The following is a 22984-nucleotide window of genomic DNA, read 5'->3' on the forward strand; positions in this document are numbered from 1 at the left end:
TCAGTAAACGCGTGGCTTGGGCGGCACTACTTCCACGTCTTTGCTGAGCGTGTACATGTGCACAGGGCGGGAATCGAAGCTGCAGGCACCGTCGTCGGCGACGTTCACCAGCGTGTGCTTGTGCCAGTTGACGTCGTCGCGGTCCGGGAAGTCCTCATGCGCATGCGCGCCGCGGCTCTCGTGGCGCTGTTCGGCCGAGTTGATCGTGGCGACCGCGTTGAGCAGCAGGTTGTGCAGCTCATAGGTCTCGATCAGGTCGGAGTTCCAGACCAGCGAACGGTCGCTGACCTTGACGTCCTGGAAGCTGGAGAAGATGTCGGCCATCTTGTCGCAGCCTTCCTTCAGCGTCTTGCTGGTGCGGAAGACGGCAGCATCGGCCTGCATCGTGCGCTGCATGTTGTCGCGGATCACCGAGGTGGGCGTGTCGCCGTTGGCGTTGCGCAGCTTGTCCAGGTGCGACAGCGCCTTGTCGCAGGCATCGCCCGCCAGCGGCTTGTGCGACGAACCGCTCTTGATCGTCTCGGCGCAGCGGTTGGCCACCGCGCGGCCGAACACCACCAGGTCGAGCAGCGAGTTGGAACCCAGGCGGTTGGCGCCGTGCACCGACACGCAGGCCGCTTCGCCAATGGCGTACAGGCCGGGCACGACGGCATCCGGGTTGTCGCCGACCTTGCGCACGACTTCGCCGTGGTAATTGGTCGGAATGCCGCCCATGTTGTAGTGCACGGTCGGAATGACCGGGATCGGCTGCTTGGTCACGTCCACGCCGGCGAAGATGTGGGCGCTCTCGGCGATGCCGGGCAGCTTCTCGTTGATCACCTCCGGGCCCAGGTGGGTCAGGTCGAGCAGGATGTGGTCCTTGTGCTCGCCGACGCCGCGGCCTTCGCGGATCTCGATGGTCATCGAACGGCTGACCACGTCGCGCGAGGCAAGGTCCTTGTAGTGCGGCGCGTAACGCTCCATGAAGCGCTCGCCGTTGCTGTTGCGCAGGATGCCGCCTTCGCCGCGGACGCCCTCGGTGATCAGGCAGCCGGCACCGTAGATGCCGGTGGGATGGAACTGCACGAATTCCATGTCCTGCATCGGCAGGCCGGCGCGCATCACCATGCCGCCGCCGTCGCCGGTGCAGGTGTGGGCCGAGGTCGCCGAGAAGTACGCACGGCCGTAGCCGCCGGTGGCCAGCACCACGCCGTGCGAGCGGAACAGGTGCAGCGTGCCCGTGGCCATGTCCAGCGCCAGCACGCCACGGCAGGCGCCTTCTTCGTCGAAGATCAGGTCGAGGGCGAAATACTCGACCATGAAGCGCGCATCGTGCGCCAGCGACTGCTGGTACAGCGTGTGCAGCATGGCGTGGCCGGTGCGGTCGGCCGCGGCGCAGGTGCGCTGGGCCGGCGGACCTTCACCGTACTTGGTGGTCATGCCGCCGAACGGGCGCTGGTAGATCTTGCCTTCCTCGGTGCGCGAGAACGGCACGCCGTAATGCTCCAGCTCGATGATCGCGGGAATGGCCTCGCGGCACATGTACTCGATCGCGTCCTGGTCGCCCAGCCAGTCCGAGCCCTTGATGGTGTCGTAGAAGTGGTAGCGCCAGTCGTCTTCGCCCATGTTGGCGAGCGCGGCGGAGATGCCGCCCTGCGCCGCCACGGTGTGCGAGCGCGTCGGGAAGACCTTGGTCAGGCAGACGGTCTGCAGGCCCTTGGCGGCCAGGCCGAAGGTCGCGCGCAGACCGGCACCGCCGGCACCCACCACGACCATGTCGTACTTGTGTTCGGTGATCTTGTAAGCGGACATGATGCTCAGTTCCCCAATGCGATGCGGGCTACGGCAAACACGCTCACGAGCGCGCCCAGCACAGCAATGAATTTGACGGTGGTCTGCACCGCAAGGGCGAGCAGCGAGTTATGCACGTAGTCTTCCAGCACGACCTGCAGGCCGAGTTGGGCGTGCCAGAACATGGCAACCAGGAAGCCGACCAGCAGCACCGCGTTCCAGGGCTTGGCGACCGCGGCGGTCGCGGTGACGTAGTCGGCGCCGATCAGGCTGAGCACGAACACGAGGAACCAGATCGTCAAGGCGACCAGCGCGGTGGCGGTCAGGCGCTGGTGCACGAAATGCTCGGTACCGGTCTTGGCCGAGCCGAGACCACGCGCATTCTTGATGGGGGTACGGAAGTTGCTCACGCGCCACCTCCCAGCAGCACATAGGCCCACACCAGCGCAGTGATGACCAGGCTGGCGATCACCGACAGCCAGCTGCTGCGCACGAACGTGGCGATGCGGTAGCCGATGGCGAAGTCCTGCACGATGTGGCGGATGCCGTTGCACAGGTGGTAAGCGAAAGCCCAGGTCCAGCCGAACAGGAAGACCTGGCCATACCAGGCGCCTGCGTGCGCGGTGAAGCAGTTCCAGGCGTCAGGCCCGATCACCAGCATCAGCAAGCCTGCAGTGATCAGCAAGGCACCCGCGGCGAGGAAGATGCCGGTGGCGCGATGCAGGATGGACGTCGCCATCTGGATCTGCCAGCGGTAGACCTGCAGGTGGGGGGAAAGCGGACGTTGTGGTGTCGCCATTCGTTGCGCTCGTTGTCTCGGCTGGGCGGTCAGGACCGCGTTGGCTGTGCTGGGGCCGCGTCAGAAATCGATGCAGCGCCCGTTCTTTTCCCAATCCCCGTAACGCGTGGGCTCAGGCCCGTCGCGGCCGCCGATCTCCTTCTGCACGGCCGTCGTTCCGTCACCTGCGCCCAGTGAAGGCGGCGAGGTTTCGGGTGGCTGTGTTCCGGGATCGGGGTCGGGGGGCGGGGAAGTTTGACCTATCATGTGGATCTCGCAACGCACAAAATTTTAATCCTCACCCCCTTGGCTGACAACCTTTCCCGTACCAGTCCGCCGGTTTTCGCCCTGCCAGACCACGCCCTGGTGGTGCTGGAAGGCCCGGATGCCGTGGCGTTCGCCCAGGCCCAGTTCGCCAACGACGTCGCCACGCTGGCGCCGGGACGGTGGCAGTGGAATGCGTGGCTGACGCCCAAGGGGCGGGTGATGGCGGTGTTCGCGGTGGCCAAACGGACGCAGGACAGTCTCTGGCTGGTGCTACCCGACCATCCTGCCGACACGTTCGTCGAAGCGCTGCGCCGCTTCGTCTTTAGACGAAAGTTGGAGATCGAGGTGCCGGCCGGCGTCGCCGTCAGTGGCCTATTCGCTCAACCAGCCCATGCACGCGGCGCCGCGCTCGATGACGCCGATGGCGTGCTCGAGTTGGATGTCGGTGGCGATGGCGGACCACGGACATGGCGTATCGGTCCCGCCGTGGCCGCAGATGCGGCATCGCAGTCGGCATGGCAGGTCGCGGACCTGCGACACGGCCTGCCCCGCCTGCCGGCTTCGCAGCGCGAACAGTGGACACCCCAGCAACTCGCGCTCGACCGCCTGGCCGCCTACAGCGTCAAGAAAGGCTGCTACCCCGGCCAGGAAATCGTCGCGCGCACGCATTTCCTCGGCAAGGCGAAGCGCTCGCTGCAATGTTTCTCCGCCGCCGGCGTGATCGCCGACGGCACCCCGGTGCGCGAAGGTGACCGCGATGTGGGCGAAGTCGCCTGCGCGGCGCCCGATAGCACGGGGAGCGTGATGCTGGCCGTGATGCCGCTGGAGCATGCGGGTCACGATGTAGTTGCTGATGGCCACCTGCTGACACGGCAGCCTCTGCTGGACGGCCTGCGCCGCTGATCCTTTTCCGCGCGTCGATTGATCCACGTCAATGACGCGCGCGCGCGCAGACCTAGACTGCCCCGATACCCGAGCAGGAGGCATGCGCATGCACCATGACGTCATCATCATCGGCGCCGGACCGGCCGGTCTCTGCCTGGCCAAGGCCCTGTGCGACCTCGAACTGAAGGTCGCCGTGGTGGAGCGCCAGCCGCGCGCCGCGATCGCCGAACCCGCCTTCGACGGCCGCGAGATCGCGCTGACCCACGCCTCGATGCGCTTGCTGCGCGACCTCGGCATCTGGCAGCACCTGCCGGACGACGCCTGCTCGCCGTTGCGCGCGGCGCGCGTGATTGAGGGCGACTGCCTGCACGACATGCGCATCGATGCCGACCTGGCCGGCACGCCGGAGCTGGGCATGCTGGTGCCCAACCACCGCATCCGCGAAGCCGCATGGAAGGCCGTGTGCGACCTGCCCGGCCTGGACCTGTTCGACAGCGCGCGCATCCATGCGGTCCGCACCACCGACGACCACGCCTGCGTGACCCTGGGCGATGGCCTGCGGCTGGAGGCGCCGCTGCTGGTGGCGGCCGACAGCCGGTTTTCCGAGACGCGCCGCGCGATGGGTATCGGCGCCGACCAGTACGATTTCGGCAAGAGCATGCTCGTCTGCCGCATGCATCACGAACAACCGCACCAGGGTGTGGCGTGGGAGTGGTTCGGCCACGGCCAGACGCTCGCGCTGCTGCCGCTGCAGGAGCACCAGGCCTCCGTCGTGGTCACCCTTCCCGACAGCGCCGCCAAGCGACTCGCCGCGCTCGACGTGGAGGCCTTCGCCCGCGAGATCGAGCAGCGCTACGGGCATCGTCTCGGCCACATGCGACTGGAGAGCAGCCGGCACGTGTATCCGCTGGTGGGTGTTTACGCACGCCGCTTCGTCGGACGCCGCTTCGCCCTGGTGGGCGACGCGGCGGTGGGCATGCACCCGGTGACGGCGCATGGCTTCAACCTGGGGCTCGGCAGCGTGGAACGGCTGGCCGACATGGCGCGCGAAGCACTGCGCTGTGGCGGTGACCTGGGGGGCGTGGAAGGGCTGGCCCGCTACGAACGCCGCCACCGGCGAGGATCACGCCCGCTGTATCTCGCCACGCGCGCGATCGTGGAGCTCTACACCAATGATCGGGCGCCGGCTCGCGTCGTGCGCGAAACGGTACTGCGCGCCGGTCGCCGACTCACCCCATTCCGGCGCGTGCTGGCGCGCACGTTGGCCGACGAGCGTCCCCTGGATCGGAATCCCCTGCAACGCCTGCGCGATGGCATCGCGCTGCTGCGGCCTGGCTGACGCTCAGTCCAGCCAGGCCGCGTAGCGGTCGAGGAACGACTGCAGGCGCCGACGCAGACGCTCGTCGGTGATAACGCCGTCCGCGTCGATCTGGCCTTCGCGATACTGGATAGCGATCTCGGGCTGCGGCAGCACCGCGACATCCACCGCCGCCAGCACGTTGCGCAGGTGCTGCTGCGCCGACACCGTGCCGTGCGCGCCCGGCGATGTACCGATCACACCGGCGCGCTTGCCGGCGAACGAGTTGCTTCCGCCCGGGCGCGATCCGATGTCGATGGCGTTCTTCAGCACGCCCGGGATGGAGCGGTTGTACTCCGGGGTAACGAACAGCAACGCATCGCAGGCTTCCACCTGCCGCTTGAGGCGCAAGCCTGCGGCGGGGAAGTCCGCATCGTCGTCCTGGTCGTACAGCGGCAGGTCGGCGATGCCGATTTCTTCGAACACGAAGCGGTCGCCCGCCAACGCCTGTACGGCGCCGGCCAACTGGCGGTTGAACGAGCCGGCGCGCAGGCTGCCGACGATGAGGCCGATGCGGGGCGTGGACATGACCGTTTCTCAGCGGGTGGGGACAGTCATCATGCCAGCCGGTCGGCCGCTGCGACGATGTCCTCGTCACCCGGCAGCACCAGGAAGGCCGCGCCGGCCAGCGGCGTGTACGTATCCGCACCCACCACGCGCTGGAACGGGCGCGCACGATAACCCGCCTCCGTGATCGCGGTGATGACGCCCTCGCCTACCCCGGCCGCGTGCCGGCCCTCGTCGACGACCAGGATGCGCTTCGCCGTCTTCGCCTGTTCGGCGATGAAGGCGGCGTTGAGCGGCACCAGCCAGCGCAGGTCGACCACGCGCACCTTCCAGCCGTGCTTCTTGCCGACACTGCGCGCGGCGCGCAGGCTCATCGGCACGCCGTTGCCGTAGGTGAAGATGACCAGATCGTCCGCATCCGCGTCGTAGACGCGGCCTTCGCCCAGCGGCATCGCCTCGTCCTGCACGGGATACGGGAACAGCCATTGGCCGTCGCCGGCCTCGTACAGATCCTTGGTCATGTACAGCGCGATCGGCTCCAGGAACACGCTGACACGCCCATCGACCTTCGCCAGTGCCGCCAGCGTGCGCAGCATCGCGGCGGCATCGTCGCCGCGCGACGGGCAGCCGACCACCAGGCCGGGGATGTCGCGCAGCGCGGTGATCGAGTTGTCGTTGTGGAAGTGGCCGCCGAACCCGCGCTGGTAGCCCAGGCCGGCCATCCGCACCACCATCGGATTGCGGTACTGATTGTTGCTGAAGAACTGCAGGCTGGCCGCCTCGCCACGGATCTGGTCGCAGGCGTTGTGGAAGTACGCCAGGTACTGGATCTCCGGGATCGGCAACATGCCCAGGTTCGCGTAACCCTGCGCCAGGCCGAGGATCATCGTCTCGTCGAGCAGCGTGTTGAACACGCGGTTGCCCTTGAACGCCTTCTGCAGGCCCTTGGTGACGGTGTAGACGCCACCCTTCTGCGCCACGTCCTCGCCGAACAGCAGCGTCTCCGGGTACTTGCAGAACAGGTCGTGCAGCGCATTGTTGATCTGGATGGCCAAGTGGCGCGGCGGCAGCTTTTCCGGCAGTTTGTCCTCGCTGCCGAACGCGGCCACCCGCTTCTCGTGAGGTGCGACGCGCGCCGCCTCCGCCGCCACCGCATCAGGCGTGTAAGGCGCCAGCGGCGCCATCACATGCTCGAGCGTACTGATGCGCGGACGACGGTCCGCGTCCTCGGCGGCGGCGAAGCAGCGCTTGCGCGTGGTTTCGTACAGCGCCAGCAGCGCCTCCTTCGACAGCAGGCCGGATTCCAGCGCGATCGCCGCCGAACGCAGCAACGGGTCGGTCGCCTCCACCGCGCACAGCTCCTCCAGCGGACGCCATTCGATCTCGAAATCGGTACCGGCGTGCCCCATGATCCGCGTGGTGCGCAGGTGCAGGAAAGTGGGGCGACGCGTACGACGGCAATGCTCGACCGCCGCCTGCACCTGGCCGTAGCCGGTCGCCAGATCCAGGCCATCGGCGTGGAAATAGTCGAGGTCCTTGCGGTCGCGGAAGTTGCGGCCGATCCAGCCCTCCGGCGTCTTCACCGAAATGCCGATGCCGTTGTCCTCGCAGACGAACAGCACCGGTGCCGGCAGCTTCTGGTAAGCGGTCCACGCCGCGGCATTGAACGCGGTCTGCGCGGTGGCGTGGTTGCTCGAAGCGTCGCCGAACGAACAGATCGCGATGCTGTCCTCCGGAATCGGCGATACATGGCCGATGCGGCGCGCCTGCTCGATGGCCACCGCCGTGCCCAATGCCTTCGGCAGGTGCGATGCGATGGTGGACGTCTGCGGCAGCACCCACAACGGCTTGCTGCCCCACACCTTGTGGCGGCCACCGGACGCAGGATCCTCTGCGCTCGCCGCGAAGCTCAGCGCGGAATCCATCACCGGGTCCATGCCCGGCAGCTTGCGGAAGCGTTCGGCCATGAAGCCGCCGCTGCGGTAGTGCAGGAAGGCGGGATCGGTATGCCGCGTCAGCCGCGCGACCATCGCATTGCCCTCGTGGCCGGAACTGCCGATGGTGTAGAAGACCTTGTTCTGCACGCGCAGTACGCGCGCCATCAGGTCCAGGTGGCGCGAGATCAGCTGGGATTCCAGCAACTCGATGAAGCCGGTCGCATCCAGCGCGCTGCCGGGCAGGATGGCGTCGCCGGCCGCCGGCGTCGTGCCGACCCGTCCGTTCCACTCCTTCACGAACTCGATGAAGTTCTGGTCGCAGATCTCAGCGCGGTTGAGGCCCTTCATGCGGGCCGGAATCGGGTTGGCAGTCATGTGTTCGCTCAGGTTCGGGAAAACGCCAGGCGCGCCGCGACGTCGTCGCTCACCCCCGGCATGGGAACGAAACCAGGCGTGGCGCGCACGCGCGCCAGCCAGTCGGTGATACGCGGGTAGGCGAGCAGGTCGAAACCGCCATCCTCCGCGCAATGGGTGTAGGCGAACAGCGCGATGTCCGCGACGCCATAGGTGTCGCCGGAGAACCACGCCGCGCGCCGCAGGTGCTTCTCCATCACTTCCAGCGCTTGTTCTCCGCGCTCGATCAGGCGCGGCAGGTCGGCCCTGCGCGGGGAATCCACGGGTGTCCAGCCGCGGATGAAGCGCGCTACCGCGATGTACGGCTCGTGGCTGTACTGCTCGAAGAACAGCCAGCTCAACGCCTGCGCCCGCTGCCAGGCATCGGCGGGCAGCATCGGCGTCCCTTCTGCCAGCCAGTACAGGATCGCGTCGGACTCGACGAGGACGCCGCCATCGGCGCGTTCCAGCATCGGCACCTTGCCGTTGGGGTTCTTCGCCAGGTACGCCGGCGTGCGCGTCGCGCCATTCGCGCTGTCGACCTCGATCCATGCGTAGGGACGACCCAACTGCTCCAGCAACAGGCGCACCTTGTGGCAGTTGCCGGATGTCGACATGCCGTGGACGGTGACGGACTCAGGCGACATGACGGTCCTCCAGGAAGGCGGCGACGCGCGCGGCCTTGGCCAGGTCCTTCGGGCGCCCGAACAGGAGGAAGATGCGTTGCTGCTCGGCGAGTGTCGGCACGCGGATGGCGTGACCGCCCACATCGACGGTGGCATCCTCCAGCACCCGCAACGGGCGCCAGCCCTCCGGCGTCATCACGTCCAGGCCGCCCATCACTTCCAGCGGCATCGGCAGATGCGTGAAGCGCGCGAACGTGGACCGGAAGCGTGCCTCGTCCTGTGGCCGATAAACCCCATCGGCATGAGCCGCCCATGCTGCCTGCAACCGGAGCGCATCGTCGCGGCTGCACAGCACGTCGATATCCTGCGGCACGATGTCGGGGACGCCGATCAGCGCCATTGCAGCACTGCCGATGATCCACCAGGGATCGCGGAACGTCCGCGCCAGCTCAGGCAAGGCGATGTGCAGGCCTGCGTGCAGCGCGGAGGATTCGGTCATGGATGCGCGGCCCTGCGCGCCTGCCACTGCGCGCGCGTCTGGCCCCAGACTTCAACCGGCTTCTCGTGGTGCGGCTCGGGCAGGCGATCCATGCGCAGGTAGGTCGAACCCAGCTTGGCTGCGACGGTTTTCGAGTTGACGTTGTCCGGATCGATGGTGTGGATGACGTCATCCCAACCGAGATGTTCGAACGCCCAATCGACGCTGGCAATCGCAGCTTCCGGCGCGTAGCTCTTCCCCCACGCCTCGCGGGCGATGCTCCAGCCGACCTCGGTGCCGGGCCAGCCCTCTGGTTGCCACGGTCCTACCCGGCCGATCCAGCGACCACTGGCTTTCTCGATGACCGAAAACATGCCAAAGCCCTGCAGGTGCCAGCTGCCCAGCGTCGCCGCCAGGCTGCGCCATGCAGGCGAACGGGCCTGGGCACCGCCGATGTAGCGCATCGCTTCCTCATCGGCACCGAACGCCGCCCAGGCTTCGTAGTCTTCCCGCCGCGGCAGGCGAAGCAGCAGGCGCGGGGTTTCGAGCTGGAAATTGGCAAGGTCCATCGATACCACCCGTCAGAGACCGGACACGACGAGCGGCAACGCTCGACTCCCTGCACCTCACTCCCGTAACGGGAGCTGCCGACCTCAGAACGCGTTGATGCCCGTCAGCTCACGGCCGATCACCAGCTGGTGCACGGTTTCCGTGCCTTCGTAGGTGATGACCGACTCCAGGTTCAGTGCGTGGCGGATGGCAGCGTGCTCGGTGGTGATGCCGGCGCCGCCGAGCAGGTCGCGGCACTCGCGCGCGATGTCGATGGCCATGCGGCAGTTGTTCCACTTCGCCAGCGATACCTGCGACGGCGCCATGGTGCCGGCGTCCTTCAGGCGACCCAGCTGCAACGACAGCAACTGCGCCAGGGTGATGCGGCGGGCCATCTCGGCCATCTTGATCTGCGCGCTCTGGGTCGCCGCCACGGGGCGATCGAACAGGATGCGCTCCTTCGTGTAGGCCAGCACTTCGTCCAGGCAGGCGATGGCCGCACCGATCGGACCCCACGTGATGCCGTAACGCGCCTGCGTCAGGCAGCCCAGCGGCCCCTTCAGCCCCTTGACGTTGGGCAGGCGGCTGCTATCCGGCAAGCGCACGTTGTCGAAGAACAGTGCGCTGGTCACCGACGCGCGCAAGCTCATCTTGTGCTTGATCTCCTGCGCGGTGAACCCGGCCATGCCCTTCTCGAGCAGGAAGCCCTGGATGCCCTCGTCGGTCTGCGCCCAGACGATGGCGATGTCGGCCAGGTTGCCGTTGGTGATCCACATCTTGGAGCCGTTGATGACCCAGTCGTCGCCATCGCGGCGCGCGTGGGTCTTCATGTTGGCCGGGTCGGAGCCGCCATGCGGCTCGGTCAGGCCGAAGCAGCCGATGACCTTGCCGGCGGCCATGTCGGGCAGCCAGCGCTGGCGCTGCGCTTCGCTGCCGTAGGCGTAGATGGGGTACATGCACAGCGAGGACTGCACGCTGACGAAGCTGCGGATGCCGCTGTCGCCGCGCTCCAGTTCCTGGCAGATCAGGCCATAGCTGACCGCGTTGAGGCCGGCGCAGCCGTACTTCTCGGGCAGCGAAGAGCCCAGCAGGCCCAGTTCGGCGATCTCCGCCACCAGTTCCTTCGGAAACCGGCCCTGGTCGAAGGCGTCGCCGATGATGGGACGTACGCGCTCATCGGTGAAGCGGGCCACCGCGTCCTGCACGGCGCGCTCCTCTTCGCTCAGGAGGGAACGGACATCGAACAGGTCATACGGGTTCAGGGCCATTGCGCTTCAACCGGAGGGAGTCATTCACCGCATTGTATGCGGTGCTCCTCGAACCCGGTAAGCGCCAGTCCGCAAAGCGAAGGCCGGCGAAACGCCGGCCTTTGCGGGGTGCCACGTTGAAACGCAGGCCCGTGCGGGACCGGTGCCTCAGCCCTTGCCAGGCGCGTCGACGCTGGCGGTCTGCGTCACCACCTGGCCATCGATGACCGGCAAGCGATCACCGGGCTTCTGATCCAGGCGGATCGTCTTGTCACTGCCTTCGAAGCGGTAGGTCACGTCGTAACCGATGACCTTGTCGGTCGTGCCCATGGCAATACGGTTGCCCGGCTTGCTGTCCATGCGCATGGTGCCGGTGGTGCCATCCGGATTGCGGTAGGTCACGTTGTAGCCGGTGACACGTGACGACTCGGATGTCGCGTTCTCGGTGCGGCACTGCCGTTCGGTACGGTTGACGACCCGACCACCTACGTGGCGCTTGTCGACCTGGTTGCCGATGACACCACCGGCCACCGCACCCGCCGCCGTTGCGGCCTTCTTGCCGTTTCCGCCGCCCACCTGGTTGCCCAGCAGGCCACCGATCACGGCACCTGCCACGGTGCCGCCGACATTACCATCACGCTCAGGCAAGCGTTCCTGCACCGCGACGTCCTGACACACTTCGCGCGGCGTACTGGTCGTGGTGGTCTCGCGAACGGCTTCGGTGCCGATCACGGTGGCGTACAGCTTCTCGGAACTGGTGATCGGGTCTGCCTTCACCACCTCGGCATATTGCAGGGTGCCGACGGGGATCTGGTTGTCCGTGCCTGCCGCATCGTCGGCGACCAGCGCACCGTCCGCTGCCGTGACAAGGCCATCCGGGGCGGCGGGGCTCTTGTCGCTTCCTTTCAGGAAGGCTGCGGTCGCGACACCGCCTACCAGCAGCGCGCCGACGGCGACCAGGATCGTAGTGGTATTGCTCTTCATCGCTGCCTCCAAGTCGGGCGGTCCCCGATTCATCTTGGTCATCATTGCACCATTGCCAACCTGAACAAAGCACCCGCCGAGGCCCACGAAAACGAACAAAAAATGAACGCTTCAACGACGCGCCGATCATGCTAGCGTTGCGCGCGTTCCATCTCCCAAACAGAGAACCCGCCATGCCCAACCCGCTGCTGTTGCCATTGCTTGAGTGGGCACGAAAACTGCGCTACCCGACCTTGTTCAAGGTGACGGCGGCGCTGTTCCTGGTCACCCTGTTCGTGCCCGATCCGTTCCCGCTCGTAGACGAGATCCTGTTCGGCCTCGGCACCCTGCTGTTGGCCAACTGGAAGCGGCGCAAGGAACCGCCGCCGGCGATTGAACCGTCCAAGCGCTGACGCATGCTGGTCGACAGCCACAGTCATTTCGACGCGCCGGAGTTCGACGCCGACCGCGATGCGGCGTTGGCGCGAGCACGTGCGGCCGGCGTGACCCGGCAGGTGGTACCCGCCATCACCGCGGCTTCCTGGTCGAAGCTGCGCGAAGTGTGCGCGAGCTATGAGGGCTTGTTCCCTGCCTACGGACTACATCCGATGTACCTCGCCGACCACCGTCCCGCGCACCTCGATGATCTGCGCGGCTGGATCGAGCGCGAGCGACCGGTGGCCATCGGCGAGTGCGGGCTGGACTTCTTCGTCGACGGCTTGGATGCCGACGAACAGCAGCGCTACTTCGACGGTCAACTGAAGTTGGCGCGGGAGTTCGACCTGCCGCTGATCGTGCATGCGCGGCGCGCGGTGGATGCAGTGATCGCGTCGGTCAAACGCATCGGCCGCCTGCGCGGCGTGGTGCACAGTTTCTCCGGCAGCCCGGAGCAGGCCCGACAGCTGTGGCAGCTGGGTTTCATGATCGGACTGGGCGGACCGGTGACCTATGAGCGCGCGAACCGCCTGCGCACCCTCGCCCGCACGATGCCACTCGAGTTTCTGCTGCTGGAAACCGATGCGCCCGACCAGCCCGACGCGGGTATCCGCGGGCAGCGCAACGAGCCATCCCGGCTTACCGCGGTCCGTGACGTGATCGCGGAGCTTCGCGCCCAGTCGCCTGGCGAGATCGCCGCGGCGACGACGCGCAACGCCGAGCGTCTTTTCAGCCTGCCGCTGCGCTGACGGCCGGTTTCGACGGCTTGGCCAGCAGTTCCAGCGCCTTGCCCACCATCACGAACGCGAACGCGCCGGTGATGTGGGTGGCCGCACCGAGGCCGACGCCGCAATCCAGCTTCAGCGCGGCGTCCGCACCCAGCTGCGGACGCAGGCCGCAAACGCTGCCGTCGGCCTGCGGATACTTGACGTTCTCCAGCGAGTACACGGCCTGCACGCCGAAGTAGCGGTCCTTGTTCTTCGGGAAATTGAACTCCGCACGCAGTTTCTTGCGCACCAGCGCGAGCAACGCGTCGTGCTCGGTGCGCGAAAGATCCCGCAGGCGGATCTGGGTGGGATCGGTGCGACCACCGGCCGAGCCGGATACGACGATCGGCAGCTTGCGCCGGCGGCACCAGGCGATCATCTCCACCTTGACGCGGAAGCTGTCGCAGGCGTCGAGCACGAGGTCGAACCGGCGATCGAGCAGATCGGCCATGTTGGTCGGAGTGAGGAACTGCGGCACGACGTCGACCTCGATCAGCGGATTGATCGCCCGGCAACGCGCGGCCATCGCCTCGGCCTTGTTCTGCCCGTAGTGACCTTCCAGCGCGGGCAGCTGCCGATTGGTGTTGGACACGCAGATGTCATCGGCATCGATCAGCGTCAGATGGCCGATGCCGGAGCGCGCCAGCGCCTCGACCGCCCACGAGCCCACGCCGCCCATGCCCACCACGGCCACGCGCGCGGCCGCGTGACGCTCAACCGCACCCACGCCATACAGGCGGTCGATTCCGGCGAACCGGTCCCTGAGTTCTTTCTTCATGTCTCCAGTGTAAGCCGTGGCGCGAACCGTGACGCGCGTCGTACCATCGCGGCGTCACTTACAAGGAGCCCGCCGCATGGCCAGCCAACCCGAGACCAAGAAGCCCTCCGCCGCATCCCGGTACTTCTTCCTGTTCCTGATCGGGCTGGTGGTGGGCGCCATCTGTACGGTCATGGCGCTGCGCGCCATCCAGGCACGCCAGGATCCGTTCCCGGACAGCGTGATGCACGTGATGGCCAAGCATTCCGGTCAACTGGCCGACAAGGTCAAGCAGAACCGCTGCGCCGCCACCGACACCATCCCCCATGTGCGCACGCTGCGAGCCATGGCGAACGACTTGGAGATGGCCTTCCCCGGCATCGCCGACGACCAGCGCTTCAAGAACCACACCAGTCAGTTCCGCGCAGACCTCGACGCCGCGCTGAGTGCTCCGCCTACGCAATGCAGTGCGGCCAGCGCGCTGGTCGAAAAGATCGGTAGCGATTGCAAGGCCTGCCATCAGGATTTCCGCGGCTAGGTGGGGCCGCGCATCTGAATCGAACCTGACATCCGGGCTGCGCAAGCGGCCCGATTGTCGTCGTGTTCACGCACCCATGTGGAGCATGCGCTGCCAAGGCACCGCGCAATGACGTCGGGCCACACCACCACCCACAGGAGGCTCCCATGAACATGCGTCTGCTCGCCATCGGCTTGACCGCCACCGTCGCCCTCGCCGGCTGCGCCAGCACCTCACCGGGTTACAGCAGCAGCGGTGGCTACAACAGCGCGCCGGCAAACCGCTACTGCGCAGACTGCGGCATCGTAGAACGCATCGATGTGGTGTCGTCGGGCCGCAACGCCCCGTCTGCCACGGGCGCCGTGCTGGGCGGGATCGTCGGCGCCGTCGCGGGCCGCCAGATTTCCGGCCGGACCGGCGGCAGCGAGGGCAACAAGAATGTCTCGACCGTGGCCGGCGCGGTCGCCGGCGCTGCAGCAGGCAATGCGATCCAGAACCGCACCACCGGCGACACCTACAACGTCACCGTGCGCATGGACGATGGTCGCCGCGTGACGATCAGCCAACATGACCTCGGCGGCGTTCGCGAGAACACCTATGTCCGCATCCAGAATGGTCGCGTGGTGATCCGCTGATCGTTCCCGGCATGCGTTTACAAAAAAGCCCGGCATCTGCCGGGCTTTTTCTTGCGGGATCCGCGCGGGCGCACGGTGCCGCCGACGACCTCAGACCGGCTCCACCGCATCTGCCTGCAGGCCCTTCTGGCCTTGCACGACGGTGAAGCTGACCTTCTGGCCTTCTTTCAGGCTCTTGAAGCCCTGGGTCTGGATGGCGCGAAAATGCACGAACACGTCCTCGCCATTTTCGCGGCTGATAAAGCCGAACCCCTTGGCATCGTTGAACCATTTCACGGTTCCGGTTTCACGATCAGGCATCTACTTGCTCCTTGGAACGGGTGGTGGATACGTCCTGCTGGGCGGCTGGTTGCAAGGAGGAAGCGAGGTACAAGGATGCAGCGGATCATGGATCTACCCCATCAGGCCACGATTCACGGTGACCTTGGCAACGGCAGCGGCCGCACAGTAACCCGGCATTTGGCAAAATGCAAACGCGCGAAAGAAAAAGTCAACCCCCCTCCAACCCTTTGATTTGCTAGGAGATTTTATTGGACATCCAGATGCTGTACTACGCGCTGGCCGTGGTGTTGATCCTGGTGGGCATCGCGGGGGTGATCCTGCCCGCCCTGCCCGGCCTGCCAGTGGTGTTCGCCGGCATGCTGCTGGCGGCATGGGCGGGGGACTTCCAGCAGATCGGCTGGGTGACGCTGGTGGTGCTGGGCCTGTTGACGGCGCTGTCGTTCGCGGCCGACATCTTCTCCACCACGATCGGCGCGCAGCGGGTCGGTGCCAGCCGCAAGGCGCTGGTCGGCACAGTGATCGGCACGTTCGCCGGCCTGTTCTTCATGCCCATCGGCCTGCTCGCCGGTCCGTTCGTGGGCGCGCTGGTGGGCGAACTGTGGCACGGCCGCGAGCTGCGACAGGCAACGAAGGTGGGCCTGGGTACGTGGCTCGGCATCGTCCTGGGCGTCGTGCTGAAACTGGGCCTGGCGTTCGCCATGCTCGGCCTGTTCGTGTTCGCCTGGATCTTCTGACCCGGTCCTGCTTCGTCAGGCCGTCGCCGGCTGGCAGAATGGCGGCGCCCCCACCGTTCGAGTTCCTGCATGACGCATCGCATCCGCCTGCTGCCGCTGGTAATCGGAGTTACCTTTCCGCTGGGCGCCCAGGCCCAGGATGCGGATTCGAGCCAAGCGACACCAGCGGAGGCGTGCTTCCTGCTGGAGAACGATGCCGCGCGCCTGGCCTGCTACGACGCCGCGCTGGGTCGAACCGCGGCCGACACCCGCCATGCCGACGCGCAGGCGTTGGCGGCGAAGGAAGCCGAAGCACAAGCGCGTGCCCAGGCCCGAGCTGAAGCACGCGCCACAGCGGAAACCGAAGCCGGCCAGGATCTACCACTCAGCCAGCGCGCACGCCGACGCATGGGCGCATGGTTCCGTGTCGACGAAGCGGCGGAAGCCGACCTGATCGCCAACGCCGGCCGCGGCTCGCTGCTCGACAGCCGCTGGGAATTGGCCAAGGATTCCAAGTTGGGCGTGTTCCAACTGCGCGCCTACAAACCCATGTACCTGCTGCCTGCGTTCTGGACCAGCCGGGTCAATGAAATGCCGTCTTCGCCCAATCCGGACAATACGGTCACCGAGGCGCAGGAACTGCAGGACATCGAGGCCAAGTTCCAGTTGAGCTTCAAGACCAAGTTCGCGGAGAACGTGTTCGGCGACAACGGCGATATCTGGGGTGCCTATACGCAGAGTTCGCGCTGGCAGGTCTACAACGGCGAGGAGTCGCGTCCGTTCCGCGAGACCAACTACGAGCCGGAAGTGATGCTCGTGTTCCGCAGCAACTACGGCATCGCCGGCTGGAAGGGACGCATGACCGGCATCGCCTTCAACCACCAGTCGAACGGCCGCAGCGATCCGTTGTCGCGTAGCTGGAACCGCGTCATCGGCACGGTGGGAATGGATCGCGAGAACTGGGCACTCGTGCTGCGCTCGTGGTACCGCGTGCCCGACGGCAATGACGACGACAATCCCGACATCGAGAACTACATCGGCCGCGGCGACGCGATGCTGACCTACACGCGCGACGGCCACGTGTTCACCGTGCTCGGCCGGCACTCGCTGCGTGGCGGCGACGAGTCGTACGGGGCGCTGCAGCTGGACTACGGCTTCCCCATCAGCCGCGCCTTCCGCGCCCACGTGCAGGTCTTCCATGGCTATGGCGAGAGCCTGATCGACTACAACCACAAGGCCACCTACGTGGGCCTGGGCATCTCGCTGCTGGACTGGTACTGATGGACGACGTGACGATCTACCACAACCCCGCCTGCGGCACCTCGCGCAACACGCTGGGACTGATCCGCAATGCCGGTATCGAGCCGCACGTCATCGAGTACCTGAAGGCGCCGCCCGACCGCGCCACGCTGCAGGGACTGATCGCCGCCATGCAGGTGCCAGTCCGCGATGCCGTACGCACGAAGGAAGCCCTCTACGCCGAACTCGGCCTCGCCGACGCAGGCGATGCGTCGCTGATCGATGCGATGCTGGCGCATCCGGTCTTGATCAACCGGCCGATCGTGATCACCGCGCTGGGAACGAGATTGTGCCGCCCCTCGGAAGAGGTGCTCGACATCCTGCCCCAGCCACAGCGCGGGGCCTTCAGCAAGGAAGACGGCGAGCCGGTCGTCGATGCGGACGGAAATCGCATCGCCTGACGTAAGATCCCGCGCAGGTACCCGCATCGCCTGCCAAGGAAGCTCCATGCCACGCCAACGCCGTTCGTTCTTCGCCTACTCCTCCGCGCTGCTGGGCCTGCTCAGCCTGATGGCCGTGGCCTGCTTCCATTTTCCGGAACTGCTGACCAGCAAGGAATTCCGCGCGGCCTACAACGAACAGTTCGCCCGCCACCTGCTGCTGGTGGGGCTGGCGGCCGCGTTCGGCATGGGTACGTGGGCGATCCTGCGCGACCGCAACAAGCGCATCGCGATGATCGGCGTGGTCAGTGCCACGCTCGCCGTGCTGCTGGGCGGCACCAACGTGCAGTTCGATGCGATCGGCAAGACCCCGTATTCGCTGGGACTGGACTGGTTCGTCATCTCGCTGTTCTTCTCGGCGCTGGTGTTCGTGCCGATGGAGCACTACCTGGGCAAGCGCCGGATTTCGCCGCTGCGTCCGGGCTGGCGCACCGACGTCACCTACTTCTTCATGAGCCACATGCTGGTGCAGTTCATCCTGATCATGGTGACCGCGTCGACCTCGACGATCGCCGGGCTGGCCGCCTTCCCCGCCCTCAAGGCCGCGATCCAGTCGCTGCCGGTGTGGGCACAGTTCCTGATCGCGGTGTTCGTCGCCGACCTGGCGCAGGCGCTGCTGCATCGTGCGTACCACAACATCCCGTGGCTCTGGCGCTTCCATGCCGTGCACCACTCCAGCCGCGAGATGGACTGGCTGGCCGGTTCGCGCATCCATATCGTCGAGATCGTGCTGACCCGCAGCGCGGTGCTGCTGCCGCTGCTGGTACTGGGCTTCTCGACGCCGGCGGTGAATGCGTACGTGATCCTGGTCGGCCTGCAGGCTGTGCTGGCGCACGCCAACCTCGGCGTCCGCTTCGGCTGGCTGGAGTACCTGCTGGTGCTGCCGCGCTACCACCACTGGCACCACGCACGGCACAAGGACTACCTGGACGTGAACTACGCCATCCATTTGCCGCTGGTGGACATGCTGATGGGCACGTTCAAGCTGCCGTCCAGGCAGGAAGACTGGCCAGAGGAGTACGGCGTGATGAAGCTGGAGACGGTGCCGCGCGGCATCCTGCGCCAGCACCTGATGCCGTTCCAGGGCGGGAAAAAGTTCGACGAATACGTGGACTGATACAACGCGATGATCGCTGTGGGAGTGACGTAAGTCGCGAGCTTTCTCCATCGGCCCGCTTGGGTTCAATCGCGGGGCCTTCGCGACTTACGTCGCTCCCACAACACGAAGCGCGATCACGTCCAGTCCGTCAGCCCCTCGCGGGCATAGACTTCCCTGAAACTCGGCAGCGCCTTCATTCGTTGCGCGTAGGCCTGCAGCACCGGCCACGCGTCCGTCGGCATCGGCATGTTGCGCGACCAGCGCATCAGCACGGTCAACAGGAAATCGGCCGCGCTGCGCTGCGTACCCAGCAGGTAGGGGCCGTGCGCGCCAAGGTGGTCGGCGACCTGCCCCCACGCCATTTCCAGTTTCGCCCGCGCATGATCCTGCGCGGCCTGGATGTTGGCCTCGCCCGCGATCTCGTCCGAATAGAACCATGCGCGGTACGCCGGCATCAGCGTGTTGGCGCAGAACAGCATCCAGCGGTAGTACTGCGCCCGCTGCATGCTCGCGATCGCCGGCGCCAGTTCCGCGCGCGGATGCGTGTCGGCGAGGTGCATCAGGATCGCCGCTGTTTCCGTGATCACCTGCCCGTCCATCACCAGCGTGGGCACCACGCCGGCCGGATTGAGCTTCAGGTAGTCATCCGACTTCTGATCGCGCTTGTCGAAGTCCAGCTCGTGCAGCTCATGCGGAATGCCGAGCTCGATCAGCAACCAGTGCACGACCAGGCTGGCGGTACTGCGGGAGTAGTAGAGCGTGGTGTTCGGCATGACGGACTCCGGAACGATCACAGGTGAGGAGCGGAATGACGCTCGTGCAGGTGCAGCAGCGGGAAGGGGTTTCCACTGGCGTCCACGGGTGAGCGTCCGCCCACCTCGAAACCATTGGCCTGGTAGAACGCAAGTGCGGAAGGATTCTGCTCGTTGACGTCCACCGTCAACGGACCCTTGCGGTAGCGTGCATGCGCCAGCAGGGCCTGGCCGCAGCCGCGCCGGAAGAAGCGCGGATCGACGAACAGCGCCTCGACGTGCGCATCGGTCAGACCGACGAAGCCCGCAATGCCGTCGGGCAGTTCCGCGAGCCACACCTCGAGTCCCGGCAAGGCCACGTCGCGCACGACCGGCAGCAGCGACTGGATGTCGGCCTCGGTCAGGAAGCCGTGCGTCGCGCGCACCGATGCCAGCCACACGGCCAGCAACGTCGCGTGATCGCGGGTCGTGGCAGGCCTGATCGTGATCATGGCGTGGCGTCGATGCGATGGATCAGCCGACCACCACCGGAATCTTGCCGATCCGCGCCTGCCACTCCTTCGGGCCGGTCTGGTGCACCGAGGTGCCCTGCGAATCGACGGCCACGGTCACCGGCATGTCCTGCACGGTGAATTCGTAGATCGCTTCCATGCCGAGGTCAGCGAAACCGACGATCTTCGCTGCCTTGATCGCCTTCGACACCAGATACGCGGCGCCGCCCACTGCCATCAGGTAGGCAGACTGATGCTTCCGGATCGCCTCGATGGCGGTCGGGCCGCGCTCGGCCTTGCCTACCATGCCCAGCAGGCCGGTCTGCGCCAGCACCTGCTCGGTGAACTTGTCCATGCGGGTGGCGGTGGTGGGGCCGGCCGGACCGACGACTTCGTCGCGCACCGGATCGACCGGGCCCACGTAGTAGATGAAACGACCCTTTAAATCGACGGGTAGCGATTCACCCTTGTTGAGCATGTCGACCATGCGCTTGTGCGCGGCGTCGCGGCCGGTCAGCAGCTTGCCGTTGAGCAGCAGCACTTCACCGGGCTTCCAACTGGCGACATCGGCTGGGGTCAGCGTGTCGAGGTCGACCCGGCGGCCTTTCGAGGCGTCGTAAGTCAGTTCGGGCCAGTCTTCAAGCGACGGCGGATCCAGCATCACCGGGCCGCTGCCGTCGAGGGTGAAGTGCGCGTGGCGCGTGGCGGCGCAGTTCGGGATCATCGCGACCGGCAGGTTGGCCGCGTGGGTCGGATAATCCTTGACCTTGATGTCGAGCACCGTGGTCAGGCCACCCAAACCTTGTGCGCCGATGCCGAGCGCATTGACCTTCTCGTACAGCTCCAGGCGCAACTCTTCGGCACGGTTGCTGGCACCACGCGCCTGCAGGTCGGTGATGTCGATGGCCTCCATCAGCGATTCCTTCGCCAGCAGCATCGCCTTCTCGGCGGTGCCGCCGATGCCGATGCCGAGCATGCCCGGCGGGCACCAGCCGGCGCCCATCGTCGGCACGGTCTTCAGCACCCAGTCGACGATGGAATCGGACGGATTGAGCATGGCGAACTTCGACTTCGCTTCCGAGCCACCGCCCTTGGCGGCGACGATCACATCGACGGTGTTGCCCGGCACGACCTTGACGTTGACCACGCCCGGCGTGTTGTCCTTCGTATTGGTGCGCTTGCCGGCCGGGTCCGCCAGCACGCTGGCGCGCAGCTTGTTGTCAGGATGGTTGTAGGCGCGGCGCACGCCCTCGTGGACCATGTCTTCGACACCCATCGTGGCGTCGTCCCAGCGCACATCCATGCCGATCTCGAGGAAGACGGTGACGATGCCGGTGTCCTGGCAGATCGGACGGTGGCCCTCGGCGCACATGCGCGAGTTGATCAGGATCTGGGCGATGGCGTCCTTCGCCGCCGGCGATTCCTCGCGGTCGTACGCGGAGGCGAGGCTCTTGATGTAGTCGACCGGGTGGTAGTAGCTGATGTACTGCAGGCCGTCGGCGATGGACTGGATGAGGTCTTCTTGCTTGATCGAGGTCATGGGACGTAAGGCCGGGGGCTGCCGGTGGGGTAGCGGGCGGAAGCGCCCATTTTAGGCCAAAGTGACTCCCTGCCCGGTTGTCACGCCCCGTCGCCCTGCCCCGTCTTTGGTCGCATGAACGCCGAAACCACCTTCGAAACCCACCGTCCGCGCCTGTTCGGGCTGTCCTACCGCCTGCTCGGCAGCCGCAGCGATGCCGAGGACGTCCTGCAGGACACCTGGCTGCGCTGGCAGCAGGTGGACAAGGCCGGCATCCGCGATGCCGAAGCCTGGCTGGTCACGGCGGCCACCCGCCTGGGCATCGATCGGCTGCGCGCCGCGCGCACGCAGCGCGAACGCTACATCGGCCCGTGGCTGCCCGAACCGTCCGAGATCGACGAATCCCCCACGCCCGAGCATTCCGCCGACGTCGCCGAACAGGTCTCGCTGGCGTTCCTGGCCGTGCTGGAACGGCTTGGCCCGGAAGAACGCGCCGCCTTCCTGCTGAAGGAAGCCTTCGACTACGACTACGCGCAGATCGCGCCGCTGCTGGGACAGAGCGAGGCGAACTGCAGGCAGATGGTCCACCGCGCGCGCGAACGCGTGCAGGCGGGGCGGCCGCGCTTCGAGGTGGCCCCCGAACATCATCGGCGCCTGCTGGAGCGTTTCATGGACGCCGCGCGTCGCGGCGACCAGCCGGCGATCACCGCGTTGCTGCGCGAAGACGCGCAACTGGTCTCCGACGGCGGCGGCAAGGCGCAGGCGGTCACCCGTCCACTGCTCGGCGCCGTGCGTATCGCACGCCTGTTCTGGGCGGCGTATCGCCGGCAGGATCCGGCCATCACGTGGCGCATGGGCAGGGTCAACGGCGAGCCGGCCATCCTGCGCTACCGCAACGGCCGGCTCGTGGCCGTGATGGTGGCCGTGAGCGACGGCGACCGGATCATCGAGCTGTACTCGGTGATCAATCCGGACAAGTTGGGCGCGAATGTCACGGCCGGCGACGCGGGCGCGTCCTGGTAATGAAGGTGGCCATGTTGGCCACCCATGAGCCACTGCCATGAACATGAAGTTCCATCGCGTCGATTATCCCAAGCACGTTCCCGACGCCATCCGCGGTCTGTACGCCACCAGCGCCGCCGTGCACAACGGCGTGCTGGGGAAGGAGTTCCTCGAACTCGTCTTCCTGCGCGTGTCCCAGATCAACGGCTGCGCCTACTGCATGGACATGCACAGCAGTGCCCTGGTCAAGGCCGGGGTGACGTCGCGCAAGCTGCATACGCTGGCCGGCTGGCGCGACAGCCGTTTCTTCGATGCGCGCGAGCGCGCCGCGCTGGCATGGGCGGAACAGCTGACCACCCTGCCCTCCGGCGCACCGGACGACAGCACGTACGAGGCCCTGAAGGAGCACTTCGACGAACACGGCATCGCCGAGCTGACCATGGCCGTGGCGATCATCAATGCCTGGAACCGCCTGGGCGTAGGCATGCAGCCGATTCTGGCCTGACCGGTCGAGGCTCG

The 22984-nt window shown here is 66.5% G+C and carries 28 protein-coding genes; 12 read left to right on the forward strand and 16 right to left on the reverse strand.

The annotated features are described in order from the left end of the window. The 4 genes from sdhA to AX730_RS18435 are packed head-to-tail and all read right to left on the reverse strand — an operon-like array spanning position 1 to position 2815. Complete coding sequence (gene sdhA / locus AX730_RS07175) at positions 1-1791, reverse strand: succinate dehydrogenase flavoprotein subunit (RefSeq protein WP_062354069.1); 1791 nt, start codon at positions 1789-1791, stop codon at positions 1-3. A gap of 5 nt (positions 1792-1796) precedes the next feature. Next, a complete protein-coding gene (sdhD, locus tag AX730_RS07180; protein WP_062354073.1) occupies positions 1797-2180 on the reverse strand; it encodes a succinate dehydrogenase, hydrophobic membrane anchor protein in 384 nt (127 codons plus the stop codon). Continuing rightward, a complete protein-coding gene (sdhC, locus tag AX730_RS07185; protein WP_062354076.1) occupies positions 2177-2569 on the reverse strand; it encodes a succinate dehydrogenase, cytochrome b556 subunit in 393 nt (130 codons plus the stop codon). Before sdhC ends, sdhD begins: the two co-directional genes overlap by 4 nt. A gap of 60 nt (positions 2570-2629) precedes the next feature. Next, positions 2630-2815 (reverse strand): DUF1674 domain-containing protein, encoded by a 186-nt coding sequence (locus tag AX730_RS18435; protein ID WP_083537787.1) that lies wholly within the window; start codon positions 2813-2815, stop codon positions 2630-2632. Between the two features lie 39 nt (positions 2816-2854). On the opposite strand from AX730_RS18435, the gene ygfZ reads away from it, so the two are divergent. After that, the gene (ygfZ, locus tag AX730_RS07190; RefSeq protein ID WP_062354079.1) at positions 2855-3718 is read left to right on the forward strand and encodes a CAF17-like 4Fe-4S cluster assembly/insertion protein YgfZ; all 864 of its coding nucleotides are present in this window, start codon (positions 2855-2857) and stop codon (positions 3716-3718) included. Positions 3719-3806: 88 nt separating this feature from the next. After that, positions 3807-5039, forward strand: coding sequence for a 5-demethoxyubiquinol-8 5-hydroxylase UbiM (gene ubiM, locus AX730_RS07195; RefSeq protein ID WP_062354082.1), 1233 nt, complete (start codon positions 3807-3809; stop codon positions 5037-5039). 3 nt (positions 5040-5042) lie between these two features. Here the strand turns inward: ubiM and AX730_RS07200 are convergent, their stop codons facing one another. The 7 genes from AX730_RS07200 to AX730_RS07230 form a co-directional block, all read right to left on the reverse strand. Then, positions 5043-5585 carry an NADPH-dependent FMN reductase gene (locus tag AX730_RS07200; protein WP_062354084.1) on the reverse strand — a complete coding sequence of 181 codons (543 nt, stop codon included), beginning with the start codon at positions 5583-5585 and terminating at the stop codon, positions 5043-5045. Positions 5586-5614: 29 nt separating this feature from the next. Next, positions 5615-7876 carry a thiamine pyrophosphate-dependent enzyme gene (locus AX730_RS07205; RefSeq protein WP_062354087.1) on the reverse strand — a complete coding sequence of 754 codons (2262 nt, stop codon included), beginning with the start codon at positions 7874-7876 and terminating at the stop codon, positions 5615-5617. 8 nt (positions 7877-7884) lie between these two features. Next, positions 7885-8541, reverse strand: coding sequence for a glutathione S-transferase family protein (locus AX730_RS07210; RefSeq protein WP_062354090.1), 657 nt, complete (start codon positions 8539-8541; stop codon positions 7885-7887). Then, a complete protein-coding gene (locus tag AX730_RS07215; RefSeq protein WP_157074146.1) occupies positions 8531-9019 on the reverse strand; it encodes a nucleotidyltransferase family protein in 489 nt (162 codons plus the stop codon). The genes AX730_RS07210 and AX730_RS07215 overlap by 11 nt, the downstream gene beginning before the upstream one ends. Further along, positions 9016-9567 (reverse strand): GNAT family N-acetyltransferase, encoded by a 552-nt coding sequence (locus AX730_RS07220; protein WP_062354096.1) that lies wholly within the window; start codon positions 9565-9567, stop codon positions 9016-9018. Before AX730_RS07220 ends, AX730_RS07215 begins: the two co-directional genes overlap by 4 nt. Before the next feature lie 84 nt (positions 9568-9651). Beyond that, positions 9652-10815, reverse strand: coding sequence for an acyl-CoA dehydrogenase family protein (locus AX730_RS07225; protein ID WP_062354099.1), 1164 nt, complete (start codon positions 10813-10815; stop codon positions 9652-9654). Between the two features lie 147 nt (positions 10816-10962). Then, positions 10963-11778, reverse strand: coding sequence for a glycine zipper 2TM domain-containing protein (locus AX730_RS07230; protein ID WP_062354151.1), 816 nt, complete (start codon positions 11776-11778; stop codon positions 10963-10965). Positions 11779-11951: 173 nt separating this feature from the next. Here AX730_RS07230 and AX730_RS07235 point away from each other — a divergent pair, with 173 nt between their 5' ends. Further along, positions 11952-12170 carry a DUF6116 family protein gene (locus tag AX730_RS07235; protein ID WP_062354101.1) on the forward strand — a complete coding sequence of 73 codons (219 nt, stop codon included), beginning with the start codon at positions 11952-11954 and terminating at the stop codon, positions 12168-12170. 3 nt (positions 12171-12173) lie between these two features. Next, the gene (locus AX730_RS07240; protein ID WP_062354104.1) at positions 12174-12941 is read left to right on the forward strand and encodes a TatD family hydrolase; all 768 of its coding nucleotides are present in this window, start codon (positions 12174-12176) and stop codon (positions 12939-12941) included. Here the strand turns inward: AX730_RS07240 and AX730_RS07245 are convergent. Next, on the reverse strand, positions 12922-13737 hold the full coding sequence (locus tag AX730_RS07245; protein ID WP_062354107.1) for a tRNA threonylcarbamoyladenosine dehydratase: 816 nt from the start codon (positions 13735-13737) through the stop codon (positions 12922-12924). The genes AX730_RS07240 and AX730_RS07245 overlap by 20 nt on opposite strands. A gap of 76 nt (positions 13738-13813) precedes the next feature. Between AX730_RS07245 and AX730_RS07250 the strand changes: the two genes are divergently transcribed. Both AX730_RS07250 and AX730_RS07255 read left to right on the forward strand, forming a co-directional pair. Next, complete coding sequence (locus AX730_RS07250) at positions 13814-14254, forward strand: cytochrome c (protein WP_062354110.1); 441 nt, start codon at positions 13814-13816, stop codon at positions 14252-14254. Between the two features lie 146 nt (positions 14255-14400). Then, entirely contained in the window at positions 14401-14868 is a 468-nt protein-coding gene (locus tag AX730_RS07255) for a glycine zipper 2TM domain-containing protein (protein ID WP_062354112.1), read from the forward strand. A gap of 90 nt (positions 14869-14958) precedes the next feature. On the opposite strand, the gene AX730_RS07260 is transcribed toward AX730_RS07255, so the two are convergent. Next, complete coding sequence (locus tag AX730_RS07260) at positions 14959-15168, reverse strand: cold-shock protein (protein WP_062354115.1); 210 nt, start codon at positions 15166-15168, stop codon at positions 14959-14961. A gap of 230 nt (positions 15169-15398) precedes the next feature. Here AX730_RS07260 and AX730_RS07265 point away from each other — a divergent pair, with 230 nt between their 5' ends. The 4 genes from AX730_RS07265 (at position 15399) to AX730_RS07280 (ending at position 18719) form a co-directional block, all read left to right on the forward strand. Next, positions 15399-15884, forward strand: coding sequence for a DUF456 domain-containing protein (locus AX730_RS07265; protein ID WP_062354118.1), 486 nt, complete (start codon positions 15399-15401; stop codon positions 15882-15884). 69 nt (positions 15885-15953) lie between these two features. Beyond that, positions 15954-17144 (forward strand): phospholipase A, encoded by a 1191-nt coding sequence (locus tag AX730_RS07270; RefSeq protein WP_062354121.1) that lies wholly within the window; start codon positions 15954-15956, stop codon positions 17142-17144. Then, complete coding sequence (arsC, locus tag AX730_RS07275; RefSeq protein WP_062354124.1) at positions 17144-17563, forward strand: arsenate reductase (glutaredoxin); 420 nt, start codon at positions 17144-17146, stop codon at positions 17561-17563. The genes AX730_RS07270 and arsC overlap by 1 nt, the downstream gene beginning before the upstream one ends. A 46-nt stretch (positions 17564-17609) precedes the next feature. Beyond that, positions 17610-18719, forward strand: a complete 1110-nt coding sequence (locus AX730_RS07280) for a sterol desaturase family protein (RefSeq protein WP_062354127.1) — start codon at positions 17610-17612, stop codon at positions 18717-18719. A 116-nt stretch (positions 18720-18835) separates the two neighbouring features. Here the strand turns inward: AX730_RS07280 and AX730_RS07285 are convergent, their stop codons facing one another. Genes AX730_RS07285 through AX730_RS07295 form a run of 3 tightly spaced genes read right to left on the reverse strand, consistent with a single transcriptional unit; the run spans position 18836 to position 21484 of the window. Next, positions 18836-19474, reverse strand: coding sequence for a glutathione S-transferase family protein (locus AX730_RS07285; protein ID WP_062354154.1), 639 nt, complete (start codon positions 19472-19474; stop codon positions 18836-18838). A gap of 17 nt (positions 19475-19491) precedes the next feature. Beyond that, entirely contained in the window at positions 19492-19944 is a 453-nt protein-coding gene (locus AX730_RS07290) for a GNAT family N-acetyltransferase (RefSeq protein ID WP_062354131.1), read from the reverse strand. Between the two features lie 22 nt (positions 19945-19966). Continuing rightward, on the reverse strand, positions 19967-21484 hold the full coding sequence (locus AX730_RS07295; protein ID WP_062354134.1) for a fumarate hydratase: 1518 nt from the start codon (positions 21482-21484) through the stop codon (positions 19967-19969). A 114-nt stretch (positions 21485-21598) separates the two neighbouring features. Here AX730_RS07295 and AX730_RS07300 point away from each other — a divergent pair, with 114 nt between their 5' ends. After that, positions 21599-22486, forward strand: a complete 888-nt coding sequence (locus tag AX730_RS07300; RefSeq protein WP_062354137.1) for an RNA polymerase sigma-70 factor — start codon at positions 21599-21601, stop codon at positions 22484-22486. A gap of 43 nt (positions 22487-22529) precedes the next feature. Beyond that, positions 22530-22970: a carboxymuconolactone decarboxylase family protein gene (locus AX730_RS07305; protein WP_062354156.1), complete on the forward strand. Its 441-nt coding sequence runs from the start codon at positions 22530-22532 to the stop codon at positions 22968-22970. Positions 22971-22984 lie beyond the last annotated feature (14 nt).

Source organism: Pseudoxanthomonas mexicana (assembly GCF_001556105.1).
GTDB classification, from domain to species: domain Bacteria; phylum Pseudomonadota; class Gammaproteobacteria; order Xanthomonadales; family Xanthomonadaceae; genus Pseudoxanthomonas_A; species Pseudoxanthomonas_A mexicana_A.

Excerpts from the sequence above, each read along its gene's own strand:
- sdhA (WP_062354069.1), bottom strand. The coding sequence starts at position 1,791 with ATGTCCGCTTACAAGATCACCGAACACAAGTACGACATGGTCGTGGTG.
- sdhC (WP_062354076.1), bottom strand. The coding sequence starts at position 2,569 with ATGGCGACACCACAACGTCCGCTTTCCCCCCACCTGCAGGTCTACCGC.
- AX730_RS18435 (WP_083537787.1), bottom strand. The coding sequence starts at position 2,815 with ATGATAGGTCAAACTTCCCCGCCCCCCGACCCCGATCCCGGAACACAG.
- ubiM (WP_062354082.1), top strand. The coding sequence starts at position 3,807 with ATGCACCATGACGTCATCATCATCGGCGCCGGACCGGCCGGTCTCTGC.
- AX730_RS07200 (WP_062354084.1), bottom strand. The coding sequence starts at position 5,585 with ATGTCCACGCCCCGCATCGGCCTCATCGTCGGCAGCCTGCGCGCCGGC.
- AX730_RS07205 (WP_062354087.1), bottom strand. The coding sequence starts at position 7,876 with ATGACTGCCAACCCGATTCCGGCCCGCATGAAGGGCCTCAACCGCGCT.
- AX730_RS07210 (WP_062354090.1), bottom strand. The coding sequence starts at position 8,541 with ATGTCGCCTGAGTCCGTCACCGTCCACGGCATGTCGACATCCGGCAAC.
- AX730_RS07215 (WP_157074146.1), bottom strand. The coding sequence starts at position 9,019 with ATGACCGAATCCTCCGCGCTGCACGCAGGCCTGCACATCGCCTTGCCT.
- AX730_RS07220 (WP_062354096.1), bottom strand. The coding sequence starts at position 9,567 with ATGGACCTTGCCAATTTCCAGCTCGAAACCCCGCGCCTGCTGCTTCGC.
- AX730_RS07225 (WP_062354099.1), bottom strand. The coding sequence starts at position 10,815 with ATGGCCCTGAACCCGTATGACCTGTTCGATGTCCGTTCCCTCCTGAGC.
- AX730_RS07230 (WP_062354151.1), bottom strand. The coding sequence starts at position 11,778 with ATGAAGAGCAATACCACTACGATCCTGGTCGCCGTCGGCGCGCTGCTG.
- AX730_RS07235 (WP_062354101.1), top strand. The coding sequence starts at position 11,952 with ATGCCCAACCCGCTGCTGTTGCCATTGCTTGAGTGGGCACGAAAACTG.
- AX730_RS07240 (WP_062354104.1), top strand. The coding sequence starts at position 12,174 with ATGCTGGTCGACAGCCACAGTCATTTCGACGCGCCGGAGTTCGACGCC.
- AX730_RS07245 (WP_062354107.1), bottom strand. The coding sequence starts at position 13,737 with ATGAAGAAAGAACTCAGGGACCGGTTCGCCGGAATCGACCGCCTGTAT.
- AX730_RS07250 (WP_062354110.1), top strand. The coding sequence starts at position 13,814 with ATGGCCAGCCAACCCGAGACCAAGAAGCCCTCCGCCGCATCCCGGTAC.
- AX730_RS07255 (WP_062354112.1), top strand. The coding sequence starts at position 14,401 with ATGAACATGCGTCTGCTCGCCATCGGCTTGACCGCCACCGTCGCCCTC.
- AX730_RS07260 (WP_062354115.1), bottom strand. The coding sequence starts at position 15,168 with ATGCCTGATCGTGAAACCGGAACCGTGAAATGGTTCAACGATGCCAAG.
- AX730_RS07270 (WP_062354121.1), top strand. The coding sequence starts at position 15,954 with ATGACGCATCGCATCCGCCTGCTGCCGCTGGTAATCGGAGTTACCTTT.
- arsC (WP_062354124.1), top strand. The coding sequence starts at position 17,144 with ATGGACGACGTGACGATCTACCACAACCCCGCCTGCGGCACCTCGCGC.
- AX730_RS07280 (WP_062354127.1), top strand. The coding sequence starts at position 17,610 with ATGCCACGCCAACGCCGTTCGTTCTTCGCCTACTCCTCCGCGCTGCTG.
- AX730_RS07285 (WP_062354154.1), bottom strand. The coding sequence starts at position 19,474 with ATGCCGAACACCACGCTCTACTACTCCCGCAGTACCGCCAGCCTGGTC.
- AX730_RS07290 (WP_062354131.1), bottom strand. The coding sequence starts at position 19,944 with ATGATCACGATCAGGCCTGCCACGACCCGCGATCACGCGACGTTGCTG.
- AX730_RS07295 (WP_062354134.1), bottom strand. The coding sequence starts at position 21,484 with ATGACCTCGATCAAGCAAGAAGACCTCATCCAGTCCATCGCCGACGGC.
- AX730_RS07300 (WP_062354137.1), top strand. The coding sequence starts at position 21,599 with ATGAACGCCGAAACCACCTTCGAAACCCACCGTCCGCGCCTGTTCGGG.
- AX730_RS07305 (WP_062354156.1), top strand. The coding sequence starts at position 22,530 with ATGAAGTTCCATCGCGTCGATTATCCCAAGCACGTTCCCGACGCCATC.